General features: G+C 69.8%; 20 protein-coding genes. 4 read left to right on the top strand and 16 right to left on the bottom strand.

The genetic code is table 11. The features are described from left to right. The first annotated feature begins 16 nt into the window (after window positions 1-16). The 4 genes from pmbA (at window position 17) to SPK54_RS02930 (ending at window position 3,523) form a co-directional block, all read left to right on the top strand. Window positions 17-1,387: a metalloprotease PmbA gene (gene pmbA, locus SPK54_RS02915; protein WP_330946427.1), complete on the top strand. Its 1,371-nt coding sequence runs from the start codon at window positions 17-19 to the stop codon at window positions 1,385-1,387. Between the two features lie 87 nt (window positions 1,388-1,474). Then, window positions 1,475-1,894 (top strand): DUF4870 domain-containing protein, encoded by a 420-nt coding sequence (locus SPK54_RS02920; RefSeq protein WP_330946428.1) that lies wholly within the window; start codon window positions 1,475-1,477, stop codon window positions 1,892-1,894. Window positions 1,895-2,082: 188 nt separating this feature from the next. After that, on the top strand, window positions 2,083-2,526 hold the full coding sequence (locus SPK54_RS02925; protein WP_330946429.1) for a DUF4870 domain-containing protein: 444 nt from the start codon (window positions 2,083-2,085) through the stop codon (window positions 2,524-2,526). 55 nt (window positions 2,527-2,581) lie between these two features. After that, the gene (locus tag SPK54_RS02930; protein ID WP_330946430.1) at window positions 2,582-3,523 is read left to right on the top strand and encodes a type II CAAX endopeptidase family protein; all 942 of its coding nucleotides are present in this window, start codon (window positions 2,582-2,584) and stop codon (window positions 3,521-3,523) included. A 30-nt stretch (window positions 3,524-3,553) separates the two neighbouring features. Here the strand turns inward: SPK54_RS02930 and ispA are convergent, their stop codons facing one another. From ispA to frr, 16 genes are all read right to left on the bottom strand, one after another. Next, window positions 3,554-4,429 (bottom strand): (2E,6E)-farnesyl diphosphate synthase, encoded by an 876-nt coding sequence (ispA, locus tag SPK54_RS02935; protein ID WP_330946431.1) that lies wholly within the window; start codon window positions 4,427-4,429, stop codon window positions 3,554-3,556. Next, window positions 4,416-4,679, bottom strand: coding sequence for an exodeoxyribonuclease VII small subunit (locus SPK54_RS02940; RefSeq protein ID WP_330946432.1), 264 nt, complete (start codon window positions 4,677-4,679; stop codon window positions 4,416-4,418). Before SPK54_RS02940 ends, ispA begins: the two co-directional genes overlap by 14 nt. Window positions 4,680-4,729: 50 nt before the next feature. Then, on the bottom strand, window positions 4,730-6,007 hold the full coding sequence (gene tilS / locus SPK54_RS02945; protein ID WP_330946433.1) for a tRNA lysidine(34) synthetase TilS: 1,278 nt from the start codon (window positions 6,005-6,007) through the stop codon (window positions 4,730-4,732). 56 nt (window positions 6,008-6,063) lie between these two features. Further along, on the bottom strand, window positions 6,064-7,026 hold the full coding sequence (locus SPK54_RS02950; protein WP_330946434.1) for an acetyl-CoA carboxylase carboxyltransferase subunit alpha: 963 nt from the start codon (window positions 7,024-7,026) through the stop codon (window positions 6,064-6,066). Between the two features lie 54 nt (window positions 7,027-7,080). Continuing rightward, window positions 7,081-10,650 (bottom strand): DNA polymerase III subunit alpha, encoded by a 3,570-nt coding sequence (dnaE, locus tag SPK54_RS02955; RefSeq protein WP_330946435.1) that lies wholly within the window; start codon window positions 10,648-10,650, stop codon window positions 7,081-7,083. An 83-nt stretch (window positions 10,651-10,733) separates the two neighbouring features. Continuing rightward, window positions 10,734-11,351: a ribonuclease HII gene (locus tag SPK54_RS02960; protein ID WP_330946436.1), complete on the bottom strand. Its 618-nt coding sequence runs from the start codon at window positions 11,349-11,351 to the stop codon at window positions 10,734-10,736. Continuing rightward, the gene (gene lpxB / locus SPK54_RS02965; protein ID WP_330946437.1) at window positions 11,348-12,487 is read right to left on the bottom strand and encodes a lipid-A-disaccharide synthase; all 1,140 of its coding nucleotides are present in this window, start codon (window positions 12,485-12,487) and stop codon (window positions 11,348-11,350) included. The genes SPK54_RS02960 and lpxB overlap by 4 nt, the downstream gene beginning before the upstream one ends. 274 nt (window positions 12,488-12,761) lie before the next feature. Further along, window positions 12,762-13,556, bottom strand: coding sequence for an acyl-ACP--UDP-N-acetylglucosamine O-acyltransferase (lpxA, locus tag SPK54_RS02970; RefSeq protein WP_330946438.1), 795 nt, complete (start codon window positions 13,554-13,556; stop codon window positions 12,762-12,764). 16 nt (window positions 13,557-13,572) lie between these two features. Next, window positions 13,573-14,040 carry a 3-hydroxyacyl-ACP dehydratase FabZ gene (fabZ, locus tag SPK54_RS02975; protein ID WP_190281624.1) on the bottom strand — a complete coding sequence of 156 codons (468 nt, stop codon included), beginning with the start codon at window positions 14,038-14,040 and terminating at the stop codon, window positions 13,573-13,575. Further along, a complete protein-coding gene (gene lpxD / locus SPK54_RS02980; protein ID WP_330946439.1) occupies window positions 14,037-15,056 on the bottom strand; it encodes a UDP-3-O-(3-hydroxymyristoyl)glucosamine N-acyltransferase in 1,020 nt (339 codons plus the stop codon). The genes fabZ and lpxD overlap by 4 nt, the downstream gene beginning before the upstream one ends. A gap of 13 nt (window positions 15,057-15,069) precedes the next feature. After that, window positions 15,070-17,535, bottom strand: coding sequence for an outer membrane protein assembly factor BamA (bamA, locus tag SPK54_RS02985; protein WP_330946440.1), 2,466 nt, complete (start codon window positions 17,533-17,535; stop codon window positions 15,070-15,072). A 98-nt stretch (window positions 17,536-17,633) separates the two neighbouring features. Continuing rightward, window positions 17,634-18,992 (bottom strand): RIP metalloprotease RseP, encoded by a 1,359-nt coding sequence (gene rseP / locus SPK54_RS02990; RefSeq protein WP_330946441.1) that lies wholly within the window; start codon window positions 18,990-18,992, stop codon window positions 17,634-17,636. Next, entirely contained in the window at window positions 18,989-20,170 is a 1,182-nt protein-coding gene (gene dxr / locus SPK54_RS02995; protein ID WP_330946501.1) for a 1-deoxy-D-xylulose-5-phosphate reductoisomerase, read from the bottom strand. The genes rseP and dxr overlap by 4 nt, the downstream gene beginning before the upstream one ends. Continuing rightward, complete coding sequence (locus SPK54_RS03000; RefSeq protein WP_330946442.1) at window positions 20,155-21,006, bottom strand: phosphatidate cytidylyltransferase; 852 nt, start codon at window positions 21,004-21,006, stop codon at window positions 20,155-20,157. Before SPK54_RS03000 ends, dxr begins: the two co-directional genes overlap by 16 nt. Then, window positions 21,003-21,773, bottom strand: a complete 771-nt coding sequence (uppS, locus tag SPK54_RS03005) for a polyprenyl diphosphate synthase (RefSeq protein WP_330946443.1) — start codon at window positions 21,771-21,773, stop codon at window positions 21,003-21,005. The genes SPK54_RS03000 and uppS overlap by 4 nt, the downstream gene beginning before the upstream one ends. A 58-nt stretch (window positions 21,774-21,831) precedes the next feature. Then, window positions 21,832-22,389 (bottom strand): ribosome recycling factor, encoded by a 558-nt coding sequence (gene frr / locus SPK54_RS03010; RefSeq protein WP_330946444.1) that lies wholly within the window; start codon window positions 22,387-22,389, stop codon window positions 21,832-21,834. Window positions 22,390-22,449 lie beyond the last annotated feature (60 nt).

The following is a 22,449-nucleotide window of genomic DNA, read 5'->3' on the forward strand; positions in this document are numbered from 1 at the left end:
CCCACAGGATAAGCCATTGAACGTCCCCGCCACGCATTCCCATCTCCCCGCCGACGACAGCCGACAGCGGCTGGAGCAGCTGTCCGCGGTTGCCCGCCAGCTGCTGGACCGCGCCCGCGCCGCCGGCGCTGACCAGTGCGAAGTCACCTGCAACGAGGACGCCGGGCTGGCGGTCAACGTGCGCATGGGCGAAGTGGAGACGGTGGAGGCCACCCGCGACCGCGGGGTGTCGATGACCGTCTACTTCGGCAGGCGCAAGGGCAGCGCCAGCACTGCCGACCTGCGCGAGGACAGCCTGGCCGCCACCGTGGCGCAGGCCTGCGCGATCGCCCGCCATACCGAGGAAGACCCGGCCGCCGGGCTGGCCGATGCCGAGTTGATGGCGACCACCCTGCGCGAGTTCGACAGCTGGCACCCGGCCGCGTTCGACGCCGACCGCGCCATCGACATCGCGCTGGCCTGCGAGGCGGCCGGGCGCGAGCTGGATCCGCGCATCGGCAACTCCGACGGCGCCTCGATGAACGCCAACGCCTCGCTCAGCGTGTACGCCAACTCGCACGGCTTCCTCGGCGCCGAACGGGCGACTTCCTACAGCACCGGCTGCGCGCTGATCGCCGGCGAGGGCGAGGCGATGCAGCGCGACGGCTGGTATAGCGTGGCGCTGGCGCAGGAGGACCTGGAATCGCCCGAAGCGATCGGTCGCAGGGCCGCGCGGCGCACCCTGGACCGGCTGGATCCGCGCCGGCTGCCGACCGGCCAGGTGCCGGTGCTGTTCGCCGCGGAAATGGCGCGCTCGCTGATCGGCAGCTTCATCGGCGCGGTGTCCGGCGGCGCGCTGTATCGCCGCGCCAGCTTCCTGCTGGACAGCGCCGGTACGCGGGTGTTCCCGGAGTGGTTCGCGATCGAGGAAGATCCGTTCCTGCCGCGCGGCTTCCGCTCGGCGGCGTTCGATGCCGAAGGCGTGGCAACGCGCAAATCGATGCTGGTGGACGGCGGCATCGTCCAGCGCTACGTGCTGGGCAGCTATTCGGCGCGCAAGCTGGGGCTGGCCAGCACCGCCAACGCAGGCGGCGTGCACAACCTGCAGGTGAGGGCGAATGCCGGCGACCTGGCGTCGATGCTGCGCGGGATGGGCACGGGCCTGCTGGTCACCGAGCTGATGGGGCAGGGCGTCAATGCGATCACCGGCGATTATTCGCGCGGCGCCGCCGGGTTCTGGGTGGAGAACGGCGAGCTGGCTTATCCGGTCGACGGCATCACCATCGCTGGCAACCTAAAGTCGATGTTCGCCGGGATCGAGGCGGTGGGCGGCGACATCGATCCGCGTTCGCACGTGCGCACCGGCTCGATCCTGATAGGGCGGATGACGGTGGCCGGCGAGGGTTGATGGCTTTGTCGATGGCCGATTGCGTCATCGGTTCGCGTTATCCTCCGCAAGCGGCAATCGATGCCGTATGACCAACCGGGGAAATTCATGGACCAGAACGATACCGTCGCCACGCCGCCACCGCCGCCCGTCGGGCCTTCCAAGGAAGAGCGCCAGTGGGCGATGTTCGCCCACCTGTCGGCGCTGGTTGGCGGTCTGCTGACGTCGGCGCTGGGCGGCTGGGGCTTCTTCATCGGCCCGCTGGTGATCTGGCTGATGAAGAAGGACGAAATGCCCTTCGTGGCCGACCAGGCCAAGGAAGCGCTGAATTTCAACATCACCGTATCGGCGATCTTCCTGTTGCTGCTGATCTTCACCATCCTCACCATCGGGATCGGCGCGCTGCTGACCGTGCCGGTGGCGCTGGTGGTGGGCATCGGTGCGCTGGTGCTGGTGATCCTGGCGGCGATCAAGGCCAACGACGGCGTGGCCTACCGCTACCCGCTGACGATCCGCCTGATCAAGTAAGTCAGGCGGCAGCCAGCGAACCACGACGAGCCCGGGCCTGCCCGGGCTCGTCCGTTTTCGCGGCGCATTCGGCATCGGCTGGCGGGGTTTCATCGTCGCTCCCGGGGTTTCGTCGCACGCCGGCTTGCGCCATGGCAACACGCCGCCATCATCGATCCAGACCGGAATGGTTCCGGCGGGAGACGACGATGGAAACCGTGCAGATGCAGCCGCTTTCGACCGCCCAGGGCGAGCGCGCGTGGGCCGCGGGCGTGCATGCGGGCGCCCTGCTGCTGGCCTTCATGACCAGCTGGAGCGCCGGCGTGGCCGGCATGCTGGCGGGCCTGGCGATCTATTTCCTGAAGAAGAACGACTCTGCCTTCGTCGCCGAGCACGCGCGCGAAGCATTCAACTTCAACCTGACCATGTTCCTGCTGACCTGCGCGCTGGCGATCGCCGGCGTGGTGCTGGTGGGCGCCACCGTGCTGACGCTGGGGTTGGGCGCCATCGTCACCCTGCCGGCCGGGCTGGCGCTGGTGCTGCTGGCCGGGCTGGTGGCGGTGAGCTGGCTGGTGTGCAGCGTGATCGCCACGTTCAAGGCGCTGCATGGCGAAAGCTATCGCTACCCGTTCACCCTGCGGCTGCTGGGTTGAAGCCGGCATGCACAGGGACCGTGCCGGGATGCACACCGTGCGTGGTGAGCCGGCCATGGCAACTGCCGTGGCCAGCGACATCGACGTGGCGGCGGGTGTCGCCACATCCACCGGAACAGCGCACCGGCGCCACCTGCGCGCATTCGGCCGGATGCTGTGGGCACTGCTGCTGGGAGGTGCCGCCGTCCTCGGGGCGATGTTCGCGTTCCGGCAGGGGCTGTTGCCGTGGATCGAGGCGGTGTTCCAGCCCGACGCCGGCGCGCTCAGCGGGATCCGTCGCGCCGGCATCTTCCTTGCCGCAATGCTGGCTTACTGGGCCTATGTGCGCGGGTATGAAAAGCGTGCTGCGACCGAGCTGCGTCTACGGCCGGTGGCGTTATTGCTGGGCGGCATCGCCGGGGCTGCGCTGGTGGCTTTGCCGATCGCCGCGCTGTTCGGGCTGGGCGCTTACGAGCTGGTGCAGTCCCGGCCTGCCAGTCCGGCGTTGTTTGGCATTGCCGCCGTCATCGGCATCGCCGCCACGCTGGAGGAGGTGCTGTATCGCTGCCTCCTGCTGCAGGCACTGGAGCGGGCCTGGGGCACGCGGGTGGCGCTGGTGGTGCAGGCGCTGGTGTTCGCCCTGATGCACTTGGGCAACATGCCGCAAGCCGGCAGTGGCGACGCCGCTGCCATGCTGGTTTCCGTCGGCCTGCTGGGCCTGCTGTGGGGCGGCGTGTTCTTGCTGGCACGCAACCTGTGGGTGGCGGCAGCGCACCATGCCGCATGGAACTTCACCATCGTGCTCAGTGGCGTGCCGCTGTCCGGCAACGATGACTGGCGCGCGCTGGTGCCGATGCAAACCCGCTATGCCGGTTCGGACTGGCTGACCGGCGGGATGTTCGGGCCGGAAAATTCGCTGCTGGTGATTGCGGCCATCGCGATGGCGGTGGTGCTGGTGCTGCGGGCAGCGCATCGGCGCGGCAAAATGCTGCCGCCTGCAGGGCTGCGCGAGGGCTAGCACGGGGGGCGTTACGAACCCGCGGCGGGATCAGTGGCTGCGTTCGACGACCTGCCGCGCCAAGGCCTGCAGCGCGCTGGTATCGGCCTCCAGGGCGTCGAGCGACTGCCGCATCACTGCCAGTAGTTCCTGCAGCCGTGCCCGGCTGGCGTCCACGCCTAGCAGCGACGGGAAAGTGGCCTTGGCCTGCGCGATGTCCTTGCCGGCGGTCTTGCCCAGCGTTGCGGCATCGCCTTCGATATCCAGCAGGTCGTCGCGGATCTGGAAGGCCAGGCCCAGCGCGTCGGCGTACTGGTCCAGCTGCGCCGCCTGCGTCGGCGTTGCATTGCCGGCCAACGCGCCCAGGCGCACCGCGCAGCGCAGCAGCGCGCCGGTTTTCAGGGCGTGCAGGCGCTCCAACTCCACCAGTGCGATGGAGGCGCCGGTGGCATCGATATCCAGCGCCTGCCCGCCGCACATGCCGGCAACGCCGGAGGCGCGTGCCAGTTCGGCCAGCATGGCGATACGCTGCACCGGCGGCTGCGGGGCAGTGGCCAGGGTTTCGAAGGCCAGCGTCTGCAGCGCATCGCCGGCGAGGATGGCGGTGGCTTCGTCGAAGGCGACATGCACGGTGGGCTGGCCGCGGCGCAGGTCGTCGTCGTCCATCGCCGGCAGGTCGTCGTGGACCAGCGAATAGCAGTGCACCAGCTCCACCGCGGCAGCGGCGGCATCGAGCGAATCCTCGCGCGCACCCAGCGTGGTGCCGATGGCATACACCAGCAGCGGACGCATGCGCTTGCCGCCATTGAGGACGCCGTGGCGCATCGCGGCGTGCAGGCGGCGGGGTGAGGCGGTCGGGTCGGGCAGGATTTGCGCCAGCGAGGCTTCCGCGCGCGCACGCCAGCGCGCGAGGTCACGCGCTGGCATCGTCGCCGACGTCGAACGGGCGCGCGTCGCCCGGGTTGGCAGGGTCATCGAGCAGGCGCACGCGCAGCTCGGCCTGCTCCAATGCGCCCTGGCAGCGTCGATACAGGCCGACGCCGCGCTCGTACGCGGCCAGCGATTCTTCCAGCGTCATGTCGCCGGCCTCCATCCGGCCGACCAGGTCTTCCAGCGCCAGCATCGACTGCTCGAAGTCGGCAACGGGGGAAATCTCGGTGACGGGTTTCTTGGCCATGCGCGCAGTTTACGCCAGCGCGGCGATTGCACCGTGGTCGCCATCCACGCTCACTCCGGTGCGCAGAGCCGCAGGCGGGCGCCGTGCGCTGCCAGCCATGCCGCCATGCGCGCCGACACGATCTGATCCCCCGCCGCCAGCAGCGTGCCGTCGGCCGCGGACAGCAGCGGCAGCCGCGCGCGCTGCCACGGCGGCATGCCGGCGTCCTGCAGGACGTGCTTGAGCGCATGCGAATGGCGGCGGCCCGGCAGCACGATGCGTTCGCCGCCCCGCCGCGCGTGCACGCGCAGCGGTGCGTCGAAATGCGCTGCGCCCACCAGCTGCAGGCGCTCGCCGCCGGGCATCACCAGTGCCGTGCGGCCATCCCAAGCCTGTTGCCAGTCGGCTGGCAGCGGGGCAGGCAGGACGTCCGCGTGCAGCAACCCCCGCCAGCGCCGGACCCGTGCGCCTTGCCAGTCGAAACACGCATTGGCGTCGTGGCGGCTGGCCAGCAGGTCATGCTCAATCCGCGCGATGCCGTTGCCGGGCAGCGGCGGCAGTCGCAAATCCGCGATCCAGCGCCGCAGCACGCGCGCCCGGCGCGCTGCCGGCAGCGCCTGCAGCGGCTGGACCTCCAGCGTATGCGCGGCACGACGCGCAGCCGCCAGCGCCGCTGCGTCCTCGGCTTCCAGCAGTTCGTTGGCCTGCGCGCACAGCGCGGCGCTGCGGGCGAAGCTGCCGGCGGCATCCGGCCAGCGCTGCCGCAGCAGCGGCAGCACCGCGTTGCGCAGGAAGTTGCGGTCGAAGTGGGGGCTGGCGTTGCTGGGGTCGTCGATCCAATGCAGGTTCTGCGACGCGGCATGGTCCTGCAGCGCCGTGCGCGGCAGGTCGAGCAGCGGGCGCCACAGCCAGCCGCCTGCGTACCGGCGCCACGGCCGCATCGCCGCGAGGCCGTCGCTGCCGGCGCCGCGCAGCGCGCGCAGCAGGAAGGTTTCGGCCTGATCGTCGCGATGGTGGGCCAAAGCGAGGATTTCGCCTTCGCCCAGCGCCGCGGCAAAGGCGGCGTGACGGGCAGCGCGGGCGGCGCCCTCGATGCCGAGCCCGGCGCCCAGGTCGACCTCGACGCGGACGATTTCCAGCGGCACGCCCAGCGCCTCGCAGGCGCGCAGGCAATGCGCGGCCCAGAGGTCCGCTTGCGGGTGCAGGCCGTGGTGGACATGCAGCGCGCGCAGGCCGCGCTTGCGGACGCCGGCGTCGGCGGCCAGCAGGTGCAGCAGCGCGGTGGAATCGAGCCCGCCGCTGAAACCCAGCAGGATCGGGGAGGGCAGCGGCGGAGGGGGCAGGCGCATGTCGCAAGTGTAGGGCGGCATGCGCGGGGGGCGGGCGGTGGCCGCCCTGCGCAAGATCAGGAGGCGATGTCGTAGGCGCCAAGGGCCCGCAGGCGGCGGTAGCGGCGTTCCAGCAGGTCGGCGGTGGGCAAGCCTTCCAGTGCGTCCAGCTCGCGCAGCAGCACCGCCTTCAGGCGCTTGGCCATCTGCACCGGGTTGCGGTGGGCGCCGCCGGTGGGCTCGCGCACCACCTTGTCGATCAGGCCCAGCCCGTGCAGGCGCTTGGCGGTCATGCCCAGCTGTTCGGCGGCGTCCTTGGCTTTGGCGGAATCGCGCCACAGGATCGAGGCGCAGCCTTCCGGCGAAATCACCGAGTAGGTGCTGTACTCCAGCATGATCGTGCGGTCGCCCACGCCGATCGCCAGCGCGCCGCCGCTGCCGCCCTCGCCGATCACGGTGCAGATGATCGGCACCGTGAGCTCGGCCATTTCCAGCAGGTTGCGGGCGATGGCTTCGGATTGGCCGCGTTCCTCGGCGTCGATGCCCGGCCACGCGCCCGGGGTGTCGATGAAGGTGAGGATCGGCAGGCCGAAGCGCTCGGCCATCTTCATCAGCCGCAGCGCCTTGCGGTAGCCCTCGGGCTTGGGCATGCCGAAGTTGCGGCGCACCTTGGTCTTGGTGTCGCGGCCCTTCTCGTGGCCGATCACCATCAGCGGGCGGCCGTCGATGCGGGCCAGGCCGCCGACGATGGCCTGGTCGTCGGCAAACGCGCGGTCGCCGGCCAGTTCCTGGAACTCGTCGCAGATCACCCGCAGGTAGTCCTGCGTGTACGGCCGCTGCGGATGGCGCGACAGCTGCGAGACCTGCCACGGGGTGAGGTCGCGGAAGATCGTCGCGGTGCGCTTGCGCAGCTTGTCCCGCAGTGCCTGCACTTCCTTGTCGATGTTGAGCGCCGGGCCGCTGCTGGCCTGCCGCAGTTCCTGGATCTTGGTTTCCAGGTCGGCGATGGGCTGCTCGAAGTCGAGGTAGTTCGGATTCATTCCGCGGAGTTTATCGCAGCGGGCTCGCCGTACCGAGGCGTAGGGCCGGCGAAGTCAGTTCGCCGCCGTCCAGGGGCGGGCCAGCTGCACCTGGACCGTGCCGACGCCCGGCAGGCTGCGCAGCAGGCCGGGCAGGCTGGCGTCCACCTGCAGGCCGCGGCCACCGGGCAGTGTCAGCCGGCCGATGCCGGCGGTGGTGGCGACCTCCAGCAGCACCGGGGTGGGGCCGGGGTGGGCCTTCAGCACCAGCTCCAGCTGCTGCTGCGCGCCCGGGACGCGCAGGTCGATGCGGATGGAAATGCGCTGGGCCTGTTGGCCGCAGATCTGCGCGAAGTCCCAGCAGCGGCTGGCGCGCAGCGAGTAACCACCGTTGAACTCGTCCTCGCGCAGGCCGCCCTCGACCACCAGGATGCGGTCGCGGGTGAGCAGCGGGGCGAATTCCTGCCACTGTTCGTTGAAGAAGCCGCATTCGATCCGGCCGCGGCCGTCCTCCAGCTGCACGAAGGCCTGCGACTCGCCGCGCTTGCGCATGCCGATGACTTGGCCCGCCACCACCGTCTGCACCATCGGCCGCCAGCTGCGCCCTTCCTGCGGGCGGCTGCTGCGCGCGGCGCGCTCCCAGATTCCTGCCAGCGCCGACAGGTCGTGGCCCACCAGCTTCTGCACGTCGTCGCGGTAGGGATCCATCGGATGACCGCTGAGGTAGTGCCCCAGCGTGTCGTGCTCCCCCTGCAGCAGTTGCGCCAGCGGCCATTCGGTGGTCTCCGGCAGTTCCACGCGGATGTCGGCGCCGCCACCGCCGAACATGTCGAACATCCCGGCCTCGTGGTTCTTGGCCATCTGGTCGGTGGCCTTCATGGCCTCCGGCAGCTGCAGCATCAGCGAGGCGCGGTTGACCGCCAGCGCATCCATCGCGCCGGCCCGGATCAGCGCTTCCAGCGTGCGTTTGTTGAGGCCGGCGGCGGAGACGCGCTGGCAAAAATCGAGCAGGTCGCGGAAAGGTCCGTCGCCGCTGCGCGCCGCCACGATCGCCTCGCACACGCCCTGGCCCACGCCCTTCACCGCGCCCAGGCCGTAGCGGATGGTGTCCGGCGCGGTCGCCTCGAACATGTAGGCGGATGTGTTCACGTCCGGCGGCAGCACCGCCAGGCCAAGGCCGCGTGCCTCATCGAGGAAGCCCACCACCTTCTCGGTCTTGTCCATGTCGCTGGACAGGGTGGCGGCCATGAACTCCGCCGGGTAGTGCTGCTTCAGCCATGCGGTCTGGTAGGCGACCAGCGAGTACGCGGCGGCGTGCGACTTGTTGAAGCCGTAGCCGGCGAACTTCTCCATCAGGTCGAAGATCTCGTCGGCCTTGGCCGCGCTGACCCCGCCCCTGGCCGCGCCCTCGCGGAAGATCTCGCGGTGCTTGGCCATCTCGGCCGGCACCTTCTTGCCCATCGCGCGGCGCAGCAGGTCGGCGCCGCCCAGCGAGTAGCCGCCGACGATCTGCGCCATCTGCATGACCTGCTCCTGGTAGACCATGATGCCGTAGGTCTCCTGGAGCATCCCCCTGGTGCGGGGGTCGGGGTATTCGAACGTCTCGGTGCCGTGCTTGCGCGCCACGAACGACGGGATCATCTCCATCGGGCCGGGGCGGTACAGCGCGTTCAGCGCGATCAGGTCCTCGAAGCGGTCGGGCTTGGCGTCCTTCAACGCGCGGCGCATGCCGGAGGATTCGAACTGGAACACCGAGCCGGTGTTGCCGTTGGCGAAGATGTTGCGATAGACGGAAGCGTCGTCGAGGGGAATCGCGGCGATATCGACCGGCTCGGCGCCTTCCTTCCCGCGGCGGGCGTTGATCGCCTTCACCGCCCAGTCGATGATGGTCAGCGTGCGCAGGCCGAGGAAGTCGAACTTCACCAGGCCCACGGCTTCCACGTCGTCCTTGTCGAACTGCGTCACCGGGTTCTTGCCCAGCGTGCCGTGGTCGTGTTCGGCGTACAGCGGGCAGAAGTCCGACAGCGGCGAGGGCGCGATCACCACGCCGCCGGCGTGCTTGCCGGCGTTGCGGGTGAGGTCTTCCAGCTGCAGCGCCAGGTCGATCAGGTCGCGGACGTCGTCCTCGGTTTCGTAGCGCTGGATCAGTTCGGGCGAGGCCATTTCGCCGTCCATCCCGCCCTTGCCCTGGCCCATCGCGTCCTTCAGCGAGATGCCGAGGATGTTGGGGATCAGCTTGGCGATGCCGTCCACCATGCCGTAGCCGAAGCCGAGCACGCGGCCGGTGTCGCGCAGCACCGCCTTGGCGGCCATGGTGCCGTAGGTGATGATCTGCGAAACCCGCTCGCGGCCGTACTTGCGGGCGACGTAGTCGATGACCTCGTCGCGCCGGTCCATGCAGAAGTCGATGTCGAAGTCCGGCATCGACACGCGTTCAGGGTTGAGGAAGCGCTCGAACAGCAGGTTGTACGGCAGCGGGTCGAGGTCAGTGATCTGCAGCGCCCACGCCACCAGCGAGCCGGCGCCTGAGCCGCGGCCGGGACCGATGGGGATGCCCTGGTTCTTCCCCCACTGGATGAAGTCGGCCACGATCAGGAAGTAGCCGGGGAAGCCCATCTTGATGATGGTGTCCAGCTCGAATTCCAGCCGCGCGTCGTAGTCCTCGCGGGTTTTGCCCGGCGCCAGCGGGTTCTTCTGCAATCGCGCTTCCAGCCCGCGCCGCGATTCGCTGCGGATCCAGCTGTCCAGCGTCTCGTCGGACGGCACCGGATAGGCGGGCAGGAAATACGTGCCCAGCTTCAGTTGCAGGTTGCAGCGCTGCGCCAGCGCCACCGTGTTGTCCAGCGCATCCGGCACGTCCGCGAACAGCGCGACCATTTCGTCGGTCGAGCGCAGGTACTGCTGCGCGCTGTAGTCGCGCGGGCGGCGCGGGTCGTCGAGGACGCGGCCGCTGGAAATGCACACCCGCGCCTCGTGGGCGCCGAAGCCGGCGGCATCGAGGAAGCGCACGTCGTTGCTGGCCACCACCGGCAGGCCCAGCTTGCCGGATGCGTGCAGGGCGAACTGGTTGAATGCCTCCTCGCCGTCGCGGCCGGTGCGGGTCAGCTCCAGGTGCAGGTCGTCGCGGAACACGCGGCGCCATTCCGCCAGCTGCGCCTCAGCCACGTCGTGGCGGTTGGCCTGCACCAGCCGCCCGGCCAGGCTGGCGCGGCCGGCGATCGCCAGCAGGCCGGCATGGTCGTCTCGCAGCCATTCCGGCTCGATCGCCACGCAATCGCCGCGCTGTCCTTCCAGCCAGGCGCGGCTGAGCAGGCGCGACAAGCTGAGGTAGCCGTCCTGGTCGCGGCACAGCAGGGTCAGCTGCGAGGGTGCATCGCCGCCGTCGGCGATCAGCACGTCGGCGCCGGCGATGGGCTTGATGCCCACGCTTTCCGCCGCCTTGTAGAACTTGACCAGCGCGAACAGGTTGTTGCGGTCGGTGACCGCCAGCGCAGGCAGCTGCAGTTCCACCGCGCGGCTGAGCAGGTTGGGCCGGTCGCCGGCCTTTTCCGGGCGCGCATGGTCGGGCTTCTCGGGCACGCGGATGGTGGAATCCGCGAGCGAGAACTCGGTGTGCAGGTGCAGGTGGACGAAACGTGCGGGCATCGCGTGGTCGCGGTGTTGAAGCCGCAGGTTAGAGCCCGTGGCGGGGGCGGGCAAGGCTTGACAGTGCGCGATCCGTCATCGCCTCAGGCGGGCTGCGGCAATCCCGGCAGTTCCGCCTGCACGGGCACGGCCGCCAGCGCCGCCCGCACGGGGGCAAAGCTGCGGCGGTGCTGCGGGCAGGGACCGTGCGCCCGCAGCGCGGACAGGTGTTCCGGGCTGGGGTAACCCTTGTGGCGGTCGAAGCCGTACTGCGGGTGCTGCGCGTGCAGTTCGCGCATGCGCGCATCGCGCGCAACCTTGGCGAGGATCGATGCCGCCATGATGGCGCGGTCGCGCGCGTCGCCGCCAATCCAGACTTCGGCCGGGCAGGGCAGGTCCTTGGGCAGCCGGTTGCCGTCGATGCGCGCACAGTCGGCGACGTGGGCCACGCCCAGCAGCGCCTCGCGCATGCCGTGCATGGTGGCGTGGAAGATGTTGCGCCGGTCGATTTCATCGGCTTCGACGAACACGATCTTCCACGCCAGTGCGCGCTCGAGAATGCGCGGATAGAGCGACTCGCGCTTCTTTTCGGTCAGGGCCTTGGAGTCGTCCAGCCCGTTGACCGGCGTGCGGCCTGGCGCGAACACCACCGCGGCCACCACAACCGGCCCGGCCAGCGGGCCGCGTCCGGCTTCGTCGATCCCGGCCACGCGCAGCTTCATGGCTGCCGCAGGAGCTGCGCCACCGCGTCGGCGGCGCGCGCGGAGGCATCGCGGCGCAGCGCCTGGTGGATGGCCAGGAAGCGCGGCTGCAGCGCCGCCGCCGCTTCCTCGTCGCGGAACCAGTGCAGCAGCGCGGCGTGCAGGTTGTCCGGCGTGCAGTCGTCCTGCAGCAGCTCGGGGATCAAAGCCTCGCCGGCGAGCACGTTGGGCAGGCTGACGTGCGCGGACTTGAGCATGCCGAACAGCCGGACGATGCGGTAGGTCAGCGGCGCGATGCGATGGCCCACCACCATCGGCCGCTTGCACAGCATGGCTTCCAGCGCGGCGGTGCCGGACGCCAGCAGCACCGCGTCGCTGGCGATCATGATCCGCTGCGCCCGGCCGTCGATGACGCGGAACGCCGGCGCATGGCCCAGGATGTCATCGATGGCGCTGCGGCACTGCGCGTTTGCCGCAGGCACCAGCACGCGCAGGCCGGGGACATCCGCGGCAAGTCGACGCGCGGCCTCGGCGAAGTCGGGCAGCATGCGGCGGATTTCGCCCAGCCGGCTGCCGGGCAGCAGCGCCAGGATCGGCGCGTCGTTGGATTCGCCCAGTGCCGCGCGAGCCACGTCGCGATCCGGTTGCAGCGGAATTGCGTCGGCCAGCGGATGGCCGATGAACGTGGCATCCACGCCGTGCCTGGCGTAGATCGGCGGCTCCATCGGGAACAGGCAGAGCACGCGGTCGGCGCTTTCGCCGATCTTCAGCGCACGGTTCTCGCGCCAAGCCCAGACCGAGGGACTGACGTCGTGCACGGTGCGCACGCCACGCTGTTTCAGCCAGCGCTCCACCCCGAGGTTGAAGTCGGGCGCGTCGATGCCGATGAACACGTCGGGCTTCCAGTCCAGCGTGCGCTGGCGGAAGGCCTTGCGCAGCCTGAGCAGGCGGGGTAGGTGGGCCAGCACTTCGGCCAGCCCCATCACTGCCAGCTCGCTGGCGTCGAACCACGTGTCCATGCCGGCCGCGCGCATCGCATCGCCGCCGATGCCGGCGAACCGGGCATCGGGGAAACGTTCGCGCAGCGCTTCGATCAGGCCGGCGCCAAGCTGGTCGCCGGAGGTTTCTCCGGCACAGAGGATGATGCGTGGCGTCATGGGCTGTTTCGCTTCGGGGTCGCGCCGTTGCGGGGGCTGGGGTGTATCCCGACGCACTCGCTGGCGCGAGCGCACTCCACGTTATTCGCTTCGTCGGGACACACCCCAGCCCCCGCAACGGCGCTGGTTGTGTTGCGCCTTACAGCTAGGTCCGTGCTTGCGACATGCGAGGGAATCGGGTCGCGCGGGTGGCCGTGGGCTGTCCCAACCAAGCGAGTATCGGGGAGCGACTTGGGGCAGCCCACGGCCACTCGCGCGACAAGGCCGACCAGACTCACCGCAGCAACGGCCGCTCGCCAGCGTCGATGAAATCGAGGAAGGCGCGCACGTCTTCGCTGCCTGCGGCGATCTCCGCCAGCTCGAGCTTGGCTTCGTCCAGCTTCGCCTCGCCCATGTACAGCGCGCGGTACGCGCGCTTGATCGCGGCCAAGCGGGCGGCGTCGAACCCGCGCCGCTTCAGCCCTTCCGCGTTGATGCCGCGCGGACGCGCGTATTTCTCCTGGGCGATCATCAGGAACGGCGGCACGTCGCCGTTGACGAACGCGCCCATGCCGACGAACGCGTGGTCGCCGATGCGGCAGAACTGGTGCACGCCGGAGAACCCGCTCAGGATCACGTGGTTGCCGACGGTGACGTGGCCGGCCAGCGTTGCGTTGTTGGAGAACACGCAGTCGTTGCCGACGATGCAGTCGTGGGCGATGTGGCTGTAGGCCAGGATCCAGTTGCGGCTGCCGATGCGGGTGATGCCGCCGCCTTCGCCGGTGCCGCGGTTGATGGTGACGAACTCGCGGATCGAATTGCCGTCGCCGATTTCCAGCGCCACCCGCTCGCCCCGGTACTTCTTGTCCTGCGGCTCGCCGCCGATCGCGGCGTGGCCGTGGAACACGTTGTCGCGGCCGATCCGGGTGGGACCCTCGATCAGGCAGTGCGGGCCGATGCGGGTGTTGTCGCCCACCTCCACCTCGGCGCCGATCACCGCATAGGCGCCGATCTGCACGCCCGCGCCGATCCGCGCGCGCGGATCGATCACGGCGGTGGGGTGGATGGTGCTGGCGTCGTGGCTGCTCATGGCTGATGGTGCTGGCTCAGTCGCGCGAGGCCGCACACAGGATCTCGGCACAGGCGACCTGCTCGCCGTCGACCCTCGCCACGCCCACGTACTGGGCCATGTTGCGGATGCGGCGCTTGAGCTCGACGTCGAGTTCGAGGCGGTCGCCGGGCACCACCATCCGGCTGAACTTGGCGTTGTCCACCTTCACCAGGTAGAAGGTTTCCGTCTGCGGATCGCCCGCCGCGGTGGACAGCTGGGTCAGCAGGCCGCCGGCCTGCGCCAGCGCCTCCACCACCAGCACGCCCGGCATCACCGGCTTGCCGGGGAAATGGCCCTGGAAGAACGGCTCGTTGATGCTGACGTTCTTGTAGGCCAGCACCCGCTTGTTCGGTTCCAGCTCCACCACCCGGTCCACCAGCAGGAACGGATAGCGGTGCGGCAGCAGGCGCTGGATGTCGGCGATGGTGGCGGGCAGCGCCGGCGTTGCGGTGGTGTCGGTCATTCTGTGTCCTTCGCATCGCCGGGCAGGCGCCTGGCGATGCGGTCAAGTTGCTTGAAGCGGGCGGCGCTCTTGCGCCAGCTGCGATTGTCCATCAACGGCGTGCCGGAAGAATACTCGCCGGGCTCGCGGAGCGAGTGGGTGACCAGCGACATCGCGGTGATCACCGCGCGGTCGCAGACCTCCAGGTGGCCGAGGATGCCGGCGCCGCCGCCAACCAGGCAGTGGCGGCCGACCTTCGCGCTGCCGGCCACCGCCGCGCAGCCGGCCATGGCGGTATGCGCGCCGATGCGCACGTTGTGGCCGATCTGGATCTGGTTGTCCAGGCGCACGTCCTCTTCGAGCACGGTATCGCCCAGCGCGCCGCGGTCGATGGTGGTGTTGGCGCCGATCTCGCAATCATCGCCGACCACCACGCCGCCAAGCTGCGGCACGTTGATCCAGCGCCCGGCTTCCATCGCCATGCCGAAGCCGGCGGCGCCCAGCACGGCGCCGGGCAGGATGCGCACGCGCTTGCCCAGGCGCACCCGTGTCCACAGCGTGACCCGCGCCTGCAGCTCGCAATCCGCGCCGACCTCGCAGTCGTCGCCCACCACGCAGCCGGGGCCGATGACGGCGCCGGCGTCGATCCGGCTGCGCGCGCCTATGCTGGCGTGCGGGCCGATGCTGGCTGCGGGGTCCACCTGCGCGGTGGGGTCGACGACCGCGGTTGGATGGATCCCGGGGGTGTGCGCCTGGCGCGGCTCGAACAGCGCGGCGATGCGCGCGAACGCCACGTAGGGGTCGCGGGCGACCAGTGCTGAACCCGTGCAGGCGTCCGCATCCTCCGCGCGCACCACCACCACGCCGGCGCGGGTCTGCGCCAGCTGGCCGCGGTAGCGCGGATTCGCGAGGAAGGCCAGCTGCGACGGGAGGGCGTCGGCCAGCGTGCCGACGCCGGCCACGACGCGGTCCTCGCCGCGCAGCCCGAGCCCGAAACGGGCGGCAAGCTCGGCGGCGGTGAAGGTCGGCAGGCTCATGCCGCCGTTGCCGTCAGAGCTGGCCGCCGAAATTGAACTGCAGCCGTTCGATCTGGTCGCCGTCCTTCTTGCGGATCGGCAACGCATAGCTGATCGACAGCGGTCCCATCGGCGAGCGCCACAGCAGCGCCACGCCGGCGGACGCGCGCAGCTCCCCGGCGTCGAAATTGTCCCAGCCGTTGTAGACGTTGCCCACGTCCAGGAACGCGGAGACCCGCGCCGACGGGCTGTCGAACAGCTTCGGGAAGATCGCTTCCACCGAGCCGGCCAGCAGCACCGAGCCGCCCAGCGGCTGGCGATAGCCGTAGCTGGAGGTGTACACGGGACCCAGGGTGTTGTCCATGAAGCCGCGGACGCGGCCGCTGGAGGCGATGCCGCCGGCGTAGAAGTTCTCGAAGAACGGCAGTCCGCTGGCGGTGACGGTCTTGACGAAGTCCGGCGAGGTGGGCAGGCAGGGATCGGTGCCCACCGGCCCGGGCACCCAGGTGTCGCCCTGCCCGTCGTTGTTGGTGTCCACCAGGGTGGGGGCGGTGAAGCAGAGGTTGCGGCTGTAGTCCTTGCCGTAGGAATCGCCGTAGCCCAGGTTCAGCGCGGTCTTGACCACCAGCGCCGGATGCAGCGGCCAGTACTTGGAGATGTCGTACTGCAGCTTGAAGTACTCCACCGTGGAGCCCGGCAGCGCGATTTCGGCCGACAGGCTCTGGGTGCCACCCACCACCGGGGTGAAGTAGTTGTTGCGGGTGTCGCGGCCCCAGCCCACCTGCGCGCGCCAGCTGTGGAACGTGCGCTGGCCCACCGCCTTGACGTAGTCGACCAGCGGCTGCGGGGTGGAGCCCTCGAACGCAAGGATCTCGTTGCTGTCGAGGCCGACCATGAGCGAGATCGAATCGCTCTCGCTCAACGGCAGCCCCATGAACACCTGGAAGGAGCCGCTGTTGGTGGAATAGGAGGCGACGTTGAAGCTGGAGTAGTCGAACTCGCGCCACCACAGGTTGTAGCCCAGCGACATGCCGTCATCGGTGAAGTACGGGTTCACGTACGAGAAGTCGTAGCGCTTCTGGTAGTCGCTGCGGGTGATCGCCGTGGAGACCCGGTTGCCGGTGCCGAGGAAGTTGTTTTCCGACAGCTGCAGCGACAGGTTCAGCCCGGACAGCTGCGAGTAGCCCACGCCGGCCGAGATGCTGCCGGAGGTGGTTTCCTTGACCGTGTAGACCACGTCCACCTGGTCGTCGGTGCCGGCGACCGGTTCGCTGTCGACGCTGACTTCCTCGAAATAGCCCAGCCGGTCCAGGCGCACCTTGCCGCGATCGATCGCCGCCTGCGAATACCAGCTGCCCTCGAACTGGCGCATCTCGCGGCGCAGCACCGGGTCGGCGGTGCGGGTATTGCCCTTGAACACGATCCGGCGCACGTTGACGCGCGGGCCGGGCTGCACCTGGAAGTCGACCGCCACGGTGCGCTTGTCGCGATCGATGTTCGGCACCGGGTTGACCCGCGCGAAGGCGTAGCCGATGTTGGACAGGCGCGCGGTGATCGCATTGGTGGCCAACTCCAGCAGGCCGCGCGAGAACGTGCCGCCCGGCTTGATGAAGGCCACGATGGTCTCCACCTCGGACTTCGGCAGCACGGTGTCCCCGGACACGGTGACGTCGGCGAAGTTGTAGACCTCGCCCTCGGTCAGGCCCGCGGTGATGAACATGTCCTTGCGGTCGCCGCTGATCGCCACCTGGGTGGAATCCAGGCTGAAATCCACGTAGCCGCGATCCAGGTACCAGGAGTTCAGCTTCTCGATGTCGCCGGACAGCTTTTCGCGCGAATACTGGTCGTCGCGCTTGTACCAGCTCATCCAGTTGCTGGTGTGCGACTCCCAGCCCTTGGTGATGTCCTCTTCCTCGAAGCTCTCGTTGCCGATCAGGTTGATGTGGCGGATCTTTGCCGCCTTGCCTTCCTTGACGTTGATGGTCAGGTTGATGCGGTTGCGGTCCAGCCGCTCCACCGAAGGCGTGATCTGCACGCCGTACTTGCCGCGGTTGTTGTACTGGCGGGTCAGTTCCTGGGTGACTCGGTCCAGGTTCAGCGGGTTGAAGGTTTCGCCCTCGGCCAGGCCGATGTCCTTCAGGCCCTTGGTCAGGTCCTCGGTCTTGAGGTCCTTGTTGCCGGACAGGGTCAGCTTGTTGATCGCCGGGCGCTCGACCACGGTGATGACCAGGATGCCGCCCTGGCGGTCCAGCCGCACATCCTCGAAGAAGCCGGTCTTGTACAGGGCGCGCAGCGCCTCCGCGGCCTTGCCCTGGTCGAGGGTGTCGCCGCGCTCCACCGGCAGGTAGGTGAACACGGTCCCGGCGCCGATGCGTTGCAGGCCGTCGATGCGGATGTCGCTGACCGTGAAGGGCGCAAGCGCCGTCTGCGCCAGCGCCGGCAGCGAGAGCGCCGAGGCGAGGGCGAGGGTGAGCAGGCGGCGGTGCATGGGTCGGGTCATTCGGAACATCCTGTTGAGCTGCCTGGTCCGGCGCCGCAGTATCGCAGCGCCCTGTTGCGGGGAATGCGGCGGCGCGGGCGCGCCGGCCGGGGTTGGAGTCACGACACCAGGTGCAGGATGTCGTTGTAGAACGCCAGCCCCATCAGCCCTGCGATGATCGCAAGGCCGATGTAATGGCCGACAGCCATGGCCCGCTCGCCCAGGGGGCGGCGGATGACAAGCTCGATAAGGTAATACAGCAGGTGACCCCCGTCCAAGACGGGGATCGGCAGCAGGTTGATCAGCGCCAGACTGACCGACAGCAGGGCCAGGAAGTTCAGGAACCAGGCCGGGCCGCGGGCGGCGAAATCATTGGCGGCACGGGCGATGGTCAGCGGGCCGGAGACGGTGTTCTGCACCGAGACCCGGCCGGTGACGGCGCGGCCGATCATGTCCACCAGCTGGCGGACCTGGAAGCCGGTCTCGCGCGCCGCCGCGGGAATCGCCGCCAGCGGCCCGTGGCGCAGGGTGGCATCGTGCGGCGCCGGACCGGTGGCGGCGCTGCCGACGCCCAGGATCCAGCGCGGCGGCCCGCCATCGGCGGCCAGCCGTTGCGGCGCCAGTTCCAGCGCCAGCCGTTCGCCGTCGCGTTCCACCTCGACCATGCCGGGCACGCCGCGCTCGCCCAGCCGGGCGACCAGCGGGGCGATGTCCTCGAAGCTGGTGACCGGATGGGCGTCGATGGCGGTGATGCGGTCGCCCTCCGCCAGCACGCCCCAGGCCGGCGTGCCTTCGCGCACGCTGCCGACCAGTGCCGGCACCAGCAGGTGGCGCGGGACCAGGCCGATCTCGCCGATGGCGCGCAGCTCGTCCGCCTGCGCGGGCAGCTTCTGGAGCGGCAGCGAGCGGGTGGCGGTGCCGCCCGCTCCACGCTGGATCCGCAGCGTCACCGGCTGGCGATCCAGCGCGGCAACCGACAGCGCCATGCCCAGTTCGCTCCAGGTGGGCGTCTCGCGGTCGCCCACCGCCAGAATGCGGTCGCCAGGCTGCAACCCAGCCTGCGCGGCAATTCCGCTGGCGCTGCCGACTACCGGCGCGTAGTCGGGACGACCGATCACCAGCATCGCCCACAGCAGGCCGAACGCCAGCAGCAGGTTGGCCAGCGGGCCCGCGGCCACGATGGCGATGCGCCGCCAGACCGACTTGCGGTTGAACGCCCGCTCGAGCTCGTGCGGGGCGACGTCGCCCTCGCGCTCGTCCAGCATCTTCACGTAGCCGCCCAGCGGGATGGCGGCGATCACGTACTCGGTGCCGTCCCTGCCGGTCTTCGACCACAGCGGCTTGCCGAACCCCACCGAGAAGCGCAGCACCCTCACCCCGCAGCGGCGGGCGACCCAGAAATGACCGAACTCGTGGAAGGTGACCAGCACCCCCAGCGCGACCAGCAGCCACCACAGCGAGCCGAAGAAATCGCTCACGCCGCCACCCCCGCGATGCGCGTGCGCGCGGTTGCGCGGGCGTCCGCGTCGGCCGCCAGCAGCGCATCAATCGAATCGGCGGGCTGTGGCGGCATGGCCTCGAGGGTCGCGGCAACGGTGTCGGGGATGTCCAGAAAACCGATCCGGCCCTGAAGGAACGCTGAAACGGCCTCTTCGTTGGCGGCATTGAGCACCGCCGGCGCGGTGCCCCCCGCGGCCAGCGCGCTGAAAGCCAGCGCAAGACAGGGGAAGGCCTCCCGATCCGGTGCTTCGAACTCCAGCCTGCCGCCCTGCGCCAGCAGGTCCAGCGGGCCGACCCCGGAGGCGATCCGCCGCGGCCAGCCCAACCCCACCGCCAGCGCGGTGCGCATGTCCGGCAGGCCAAGCTGGGCCAAGGTGCTGCCATCGATGAAATCGACCAGCGAATGCACCAGCGACTGCGGATGCACCAGCACGCGGATGGCATCGCCGGGCACGCCGAACAGGTGGTGGGCTTCGATCACTTCCAGCCCCTTGTTCATCAGGCTGGCGGAATCGACCGAGATCTTCGGCCCCATCGACCATTTGGGGTGGGCCACCGCCTGCGCCGGCGTGACCGATGCCAGCCGGGCGCGTGGCCAGCCGCGGAACGGGCCGCCGGAGGCGGTCAGGGTGATGCGCGCCGGCCGATTGCCATCGGCGAGGCATTGGAAGATCGCGTTGTGTTCGCTGTCGATGGGAATGATGGCGGCGCCGTGCCGGTGCGCTTCGCGCATCAGCAGCTCGCCGGCCAGGACCAGCGATTCCTTGTTCGCCAGCAGCAGGCGCTTGCCGGCGCGGGCGGCCGCCAGCGTGGACGGCAGGCCGGCGGCACCGACGATCGCGGCGACCACGGTGTCGCAGGCATCGCCCGCCACCAGCGCGTCCAGCGCCTCGCCGCCGGCATGCGCCTGCGTGGCCAGGCCGGCGGCGCGTAGGCCCTCGCGCAGCGCCGGATAGCCGGACGGATCGGCGATCACCGCGTGTTCGGGCCGGTGCGCCCGGCACAGCGCCAGCAGCGCGTCGACCTTGCTGCCGGCCGCCAGCACGCTGGCGCGCATGGCGCCCGGATGGCGCGCAATGACGTCCAGCGCGGACGCGCCGATGGAACCGGTTGCCCCGAGGACCGCGACCCGCTGCATCGTCAGAACCCCAGCCAGATCTTGCCCAGCGCGAACACGGGCAGGGCCGCGAGCACGCTGTCGACGCGATCCAGTACGCCGCCGTGGCCGGGGATCAGGGTGCCGGAATCCTTCGCGCCGACGTGGCGCTTGAGCAGGCTTTCGAACAGGTCGCCAGCCACCGAAAACACCACGGTCACCGCCGCCACCAGCGCCACCGCCGGCAATTGGCTGGCCTTCGCGCCAATCACCAGCGCGCCGATGATCGCGACCAGCATCGCCAGGCCCACCCCGCCGGCCACGCCTTCCAGCGTCTTGTTCGGGCTGATCCGCGGCGCCAGCTTGCGTCCGCCGAACCACTGGCCGCCGAACCTGCGGCCGGTGAAGTAGGCGCCGCTGTCCGCGGCCCAGACCAGCAGCAGCGCCAGCAGCAGCCAACGGTGCCCATTGGGCTGGCTGAAGTGGATGACCGCCAGGGCGCACCAGGCCGGCAACACCGCCGCTGTACCGGCGGCCAGCTTGAACACCCGTGCGTTGCCGTCGTGGCGCGAAGCGAAGTCGTAGTGGCGCAGCCACAGCAGCGCCAGCAGCCACCACACCACGCCCAGCACCACGGTCAGCTGGAACAGCGGCAGTGCGCCCGGATGCTGCGAGCGCGATCCCCACACCAGCGCCACCATCAGCGCCAGGTTGCAGGCCAGCAGGATGCTGCGCGCCAGTGCGTCCTCGATGTCGGACAGCTTCAGCCACTCCCACAGCGCCGCCAGGAACACCAGTGCGCTGAGCAGCATCAGCCAGCCGGTGGGCAGCAGCAGGACTGCGCCGATGACGGCCGGGGCCATGACCAGGGCGGCCAGGATGCGGATCTTGGTCACGTCGTTCCTCCGGGGACGGGTTGCCCGAGCTGGGCACTGGTCAGGCCGAAGCGGCGCTCGCGCAGCGCGTAGTCGTCCAGCGCCGCCTGCAGCAGGGTCGCATCGACGTCGGGCCACAGCGCGTCGGTGAACCACAGTTCGGTGTAGGCGAGCTGCCAGAGCAGGAAATTGCTGATCCGCAGCTCACCGCCGGTGCGGATGAACAGGTCGGGGGCGGGCAGGTCGGCCAGGGCCACGCGGGCGCCCAGCGCGGCCTCGTCGATCTGCTCGGGGCGCAGGCGGCCGGCGGCCACTTCTTCCGCCAACGCGCGTGCCGCGGCTGCAATGTCCTGACGCCCGCCGTAGCTGGCGGCGACGTTGAGGTGCAGGCGGGTATTGGCGGCAGTCAGCGTCTCTGCCGCCTGCATGTGCGCGAGGATGGCGCCGTCGAAGCGGCTGCGTTCGCCGATGAAGCGCAAGCGCGCGCCCAGCCGGTGCAGCTCTTCGACTTCCCTCTCCAGCGCCCCAAGGAACAGTTTCATCAGGCCGCCCACTTCGTCGGCCGGCCGGTTCCAGTTTTCGCTCGAGAAGGCGAACAGCGTGAGCGCGCCGATGCCGCGTTCCAGGCAGAACTCCACGCTGCGCTTGACCGCGCGGGCGCCGGCGCGATGGCCGACCAGGCGCGGGCGGTGGCGCTGCTGCGCCCAGCGCCCGTTGCCGTCCATGATGATGGCGACATGCCGCGGCACGCCGCCGTCGCCGGACGCGTCCGCGGGCAGGTTGGCCATGCCGCTCAAGGGCACGGTCCGTTCACGGGGCAAGGCGCGCAGTCGCCGGCCACGCCGCTCAAACCGACATCAGCTCGGCTTCCTTGGCCTTGATCACCTCGTCCACGTCCTTGATCGCGGCGTCGGTGATCTTCTGGATCTCGGCCTCGGTGCGCGCGCTCTCGTCCTCGGTGATCTGCTTGTCCTTCAGCAGTTCCTTGACCTGGTGGTTGGCATCGCGGCGGATATTGCGGACCGCGACCTTGGCGTCCTCGCCCTCGCTGTGCACGACCTTGGTCAGGTCGCGGCGGCGCTCCTCGGTCAAGGCCGGGATGTTCAAGCGGATGGTGGTGCCCGCGGTGTTCGGGGTCAGGCCGAGGTCGGAGGCCAGCAGGGCCTTCTCCACCGCGCCCACCATCTGCTTCTCCCACGGGGTGATGACGATGGAGCGGGCGTCCGCGACCGAGACGCTGGCCACCTGCGACAGCGGCATGTCGGAGCCGTAGTAGTTGACCTTGATGCTGTCGACCAGGCCGGCGTTGGCGCGGCCGGTGCGGACCTTGACCAGGTTGTGGCGCAGCGCCTCGATGCTCTTGGCCATGCGGGCCTGGGCGTCTTTCTTGATCTCGTTCAACATGGCGGCGCTCCGGGGGTGGTCTGCAAACCCGCGATTATAAGCGGGGCCGGTGCCGCCGGG

The sequence above is a fragment of the Thermomonas sp. LB-4 genome (assembly GCF_036409385.1).
Lineage (GTDB): Bacteria > Pseudomonadota > Gammaproteobacteria > Xanthomonadales > Xanthomonadaceae > Thermomonas.

Coding starts and splice junctions, on each gene's coding strand:
- SPK54_RS02920 (WP_330946428.1), top strand. CDS start 1,475: ATGGACCAGAACGATACCGTCGCCACGCCGCCACCGCCGCCCGTCGGG.
- SPK54_RS02925 (WP_330946429.1), top strand. CDS start 2,083: ATGGAAACCGTGCAGATGCAGCCGCTTTCGACCGCCCAGGGCGAGCGC.
- SPK54_RS02930 (WP_330946430.1), top strand. CDS start 2,582: ATGGCAACTGCCGTGGCCAGCGACATCGACGTGGCGGCGGGTGTCGCC.
- ispA (WP_330946431.1), bottom strand. CDS start 4,429: ATGCCAGCGCGTGACCTCGCGCGCTGGCGTGCGCGCGCGGAAGCCTCG.
- SPK54_RS02940 (WP_330946432.1), bottom strand. CDS start 4,679: ATGGCCAAGAAACCCGTCACCGAGATTTCCCCCGTTGCCGACTTCGAG.
- tilS (WP_330946433.1), bottom strand. CDS start 6,007: ATGCGCCTGCCCCCTCCGCCGCTGCCCTCCCCGATCCTGCTGGGTTTC.
- SPK54_RS02950 (WP_330946434.1), bottom strand. CDS start 7,026: ATGAATCCGAACTACCTCGACTTCGAGCAGCCCATCGCCGACCTGGAA.
- dnaE (WP_330946435.1), bottom strand. CDS start 10,650: ATGCCCGCACGTTTCGTCCACCTGCACCTGCACACCGAGTTCTCGCTC.
- SPK54_RS02960 (WP_330946436.1), bottom strand. CDS start 11,351: ATGAAGCTGCGCGTGGCCGGGATCGACGAAGCCGGACGCGGCCCGCTG.
- lpxB (WP_330946437.1), bottom strand. CDS start 12,487: ATGACGCCACGCATCATCCTCTGTGCCGGAGAAACCTCCGGCGACCAG.
- lpxA (WP_330946438.1), bottom strand. CDS start 13,556: ATGAGCAGCCACGACGCCAGCACCATCCACCCCACCGCCGTGATCGAT.
- fabZ (WP_190281624.1), bottom strand. CDS start 14,040: ATGACCGACACCACCGCAACGCCGGCGCTGCCCGCCACCATCGCCGAC.
- lpxD (WP_330946439.1), bottom strand. CDS start 15,056: ATGAGCCTGCCGACCTTCACCGCCGCCGAGCTTGCCGCCCGTTTCGGG.
- bamA (WP_330946440.1), bottom strand. CDS start 17,535: ATGACCCGACCCATGCACCGCCGCCTGCTCACCCTCGCCCTCGCCTCG.
- uppS (WP_330946443.1), bottom strand. CDS start 21,773: ATGGCCAACCTGCCCGCGGACGCGTCCGGCGACGGCGGCGTGCCGCGG.
- frr (WP_330946444.1), bottom strand. CDS start 22,389: ATGTTGAACGAGATCAAGAAAGACGCCCAGGCCCGCATGGCCAAGAGC.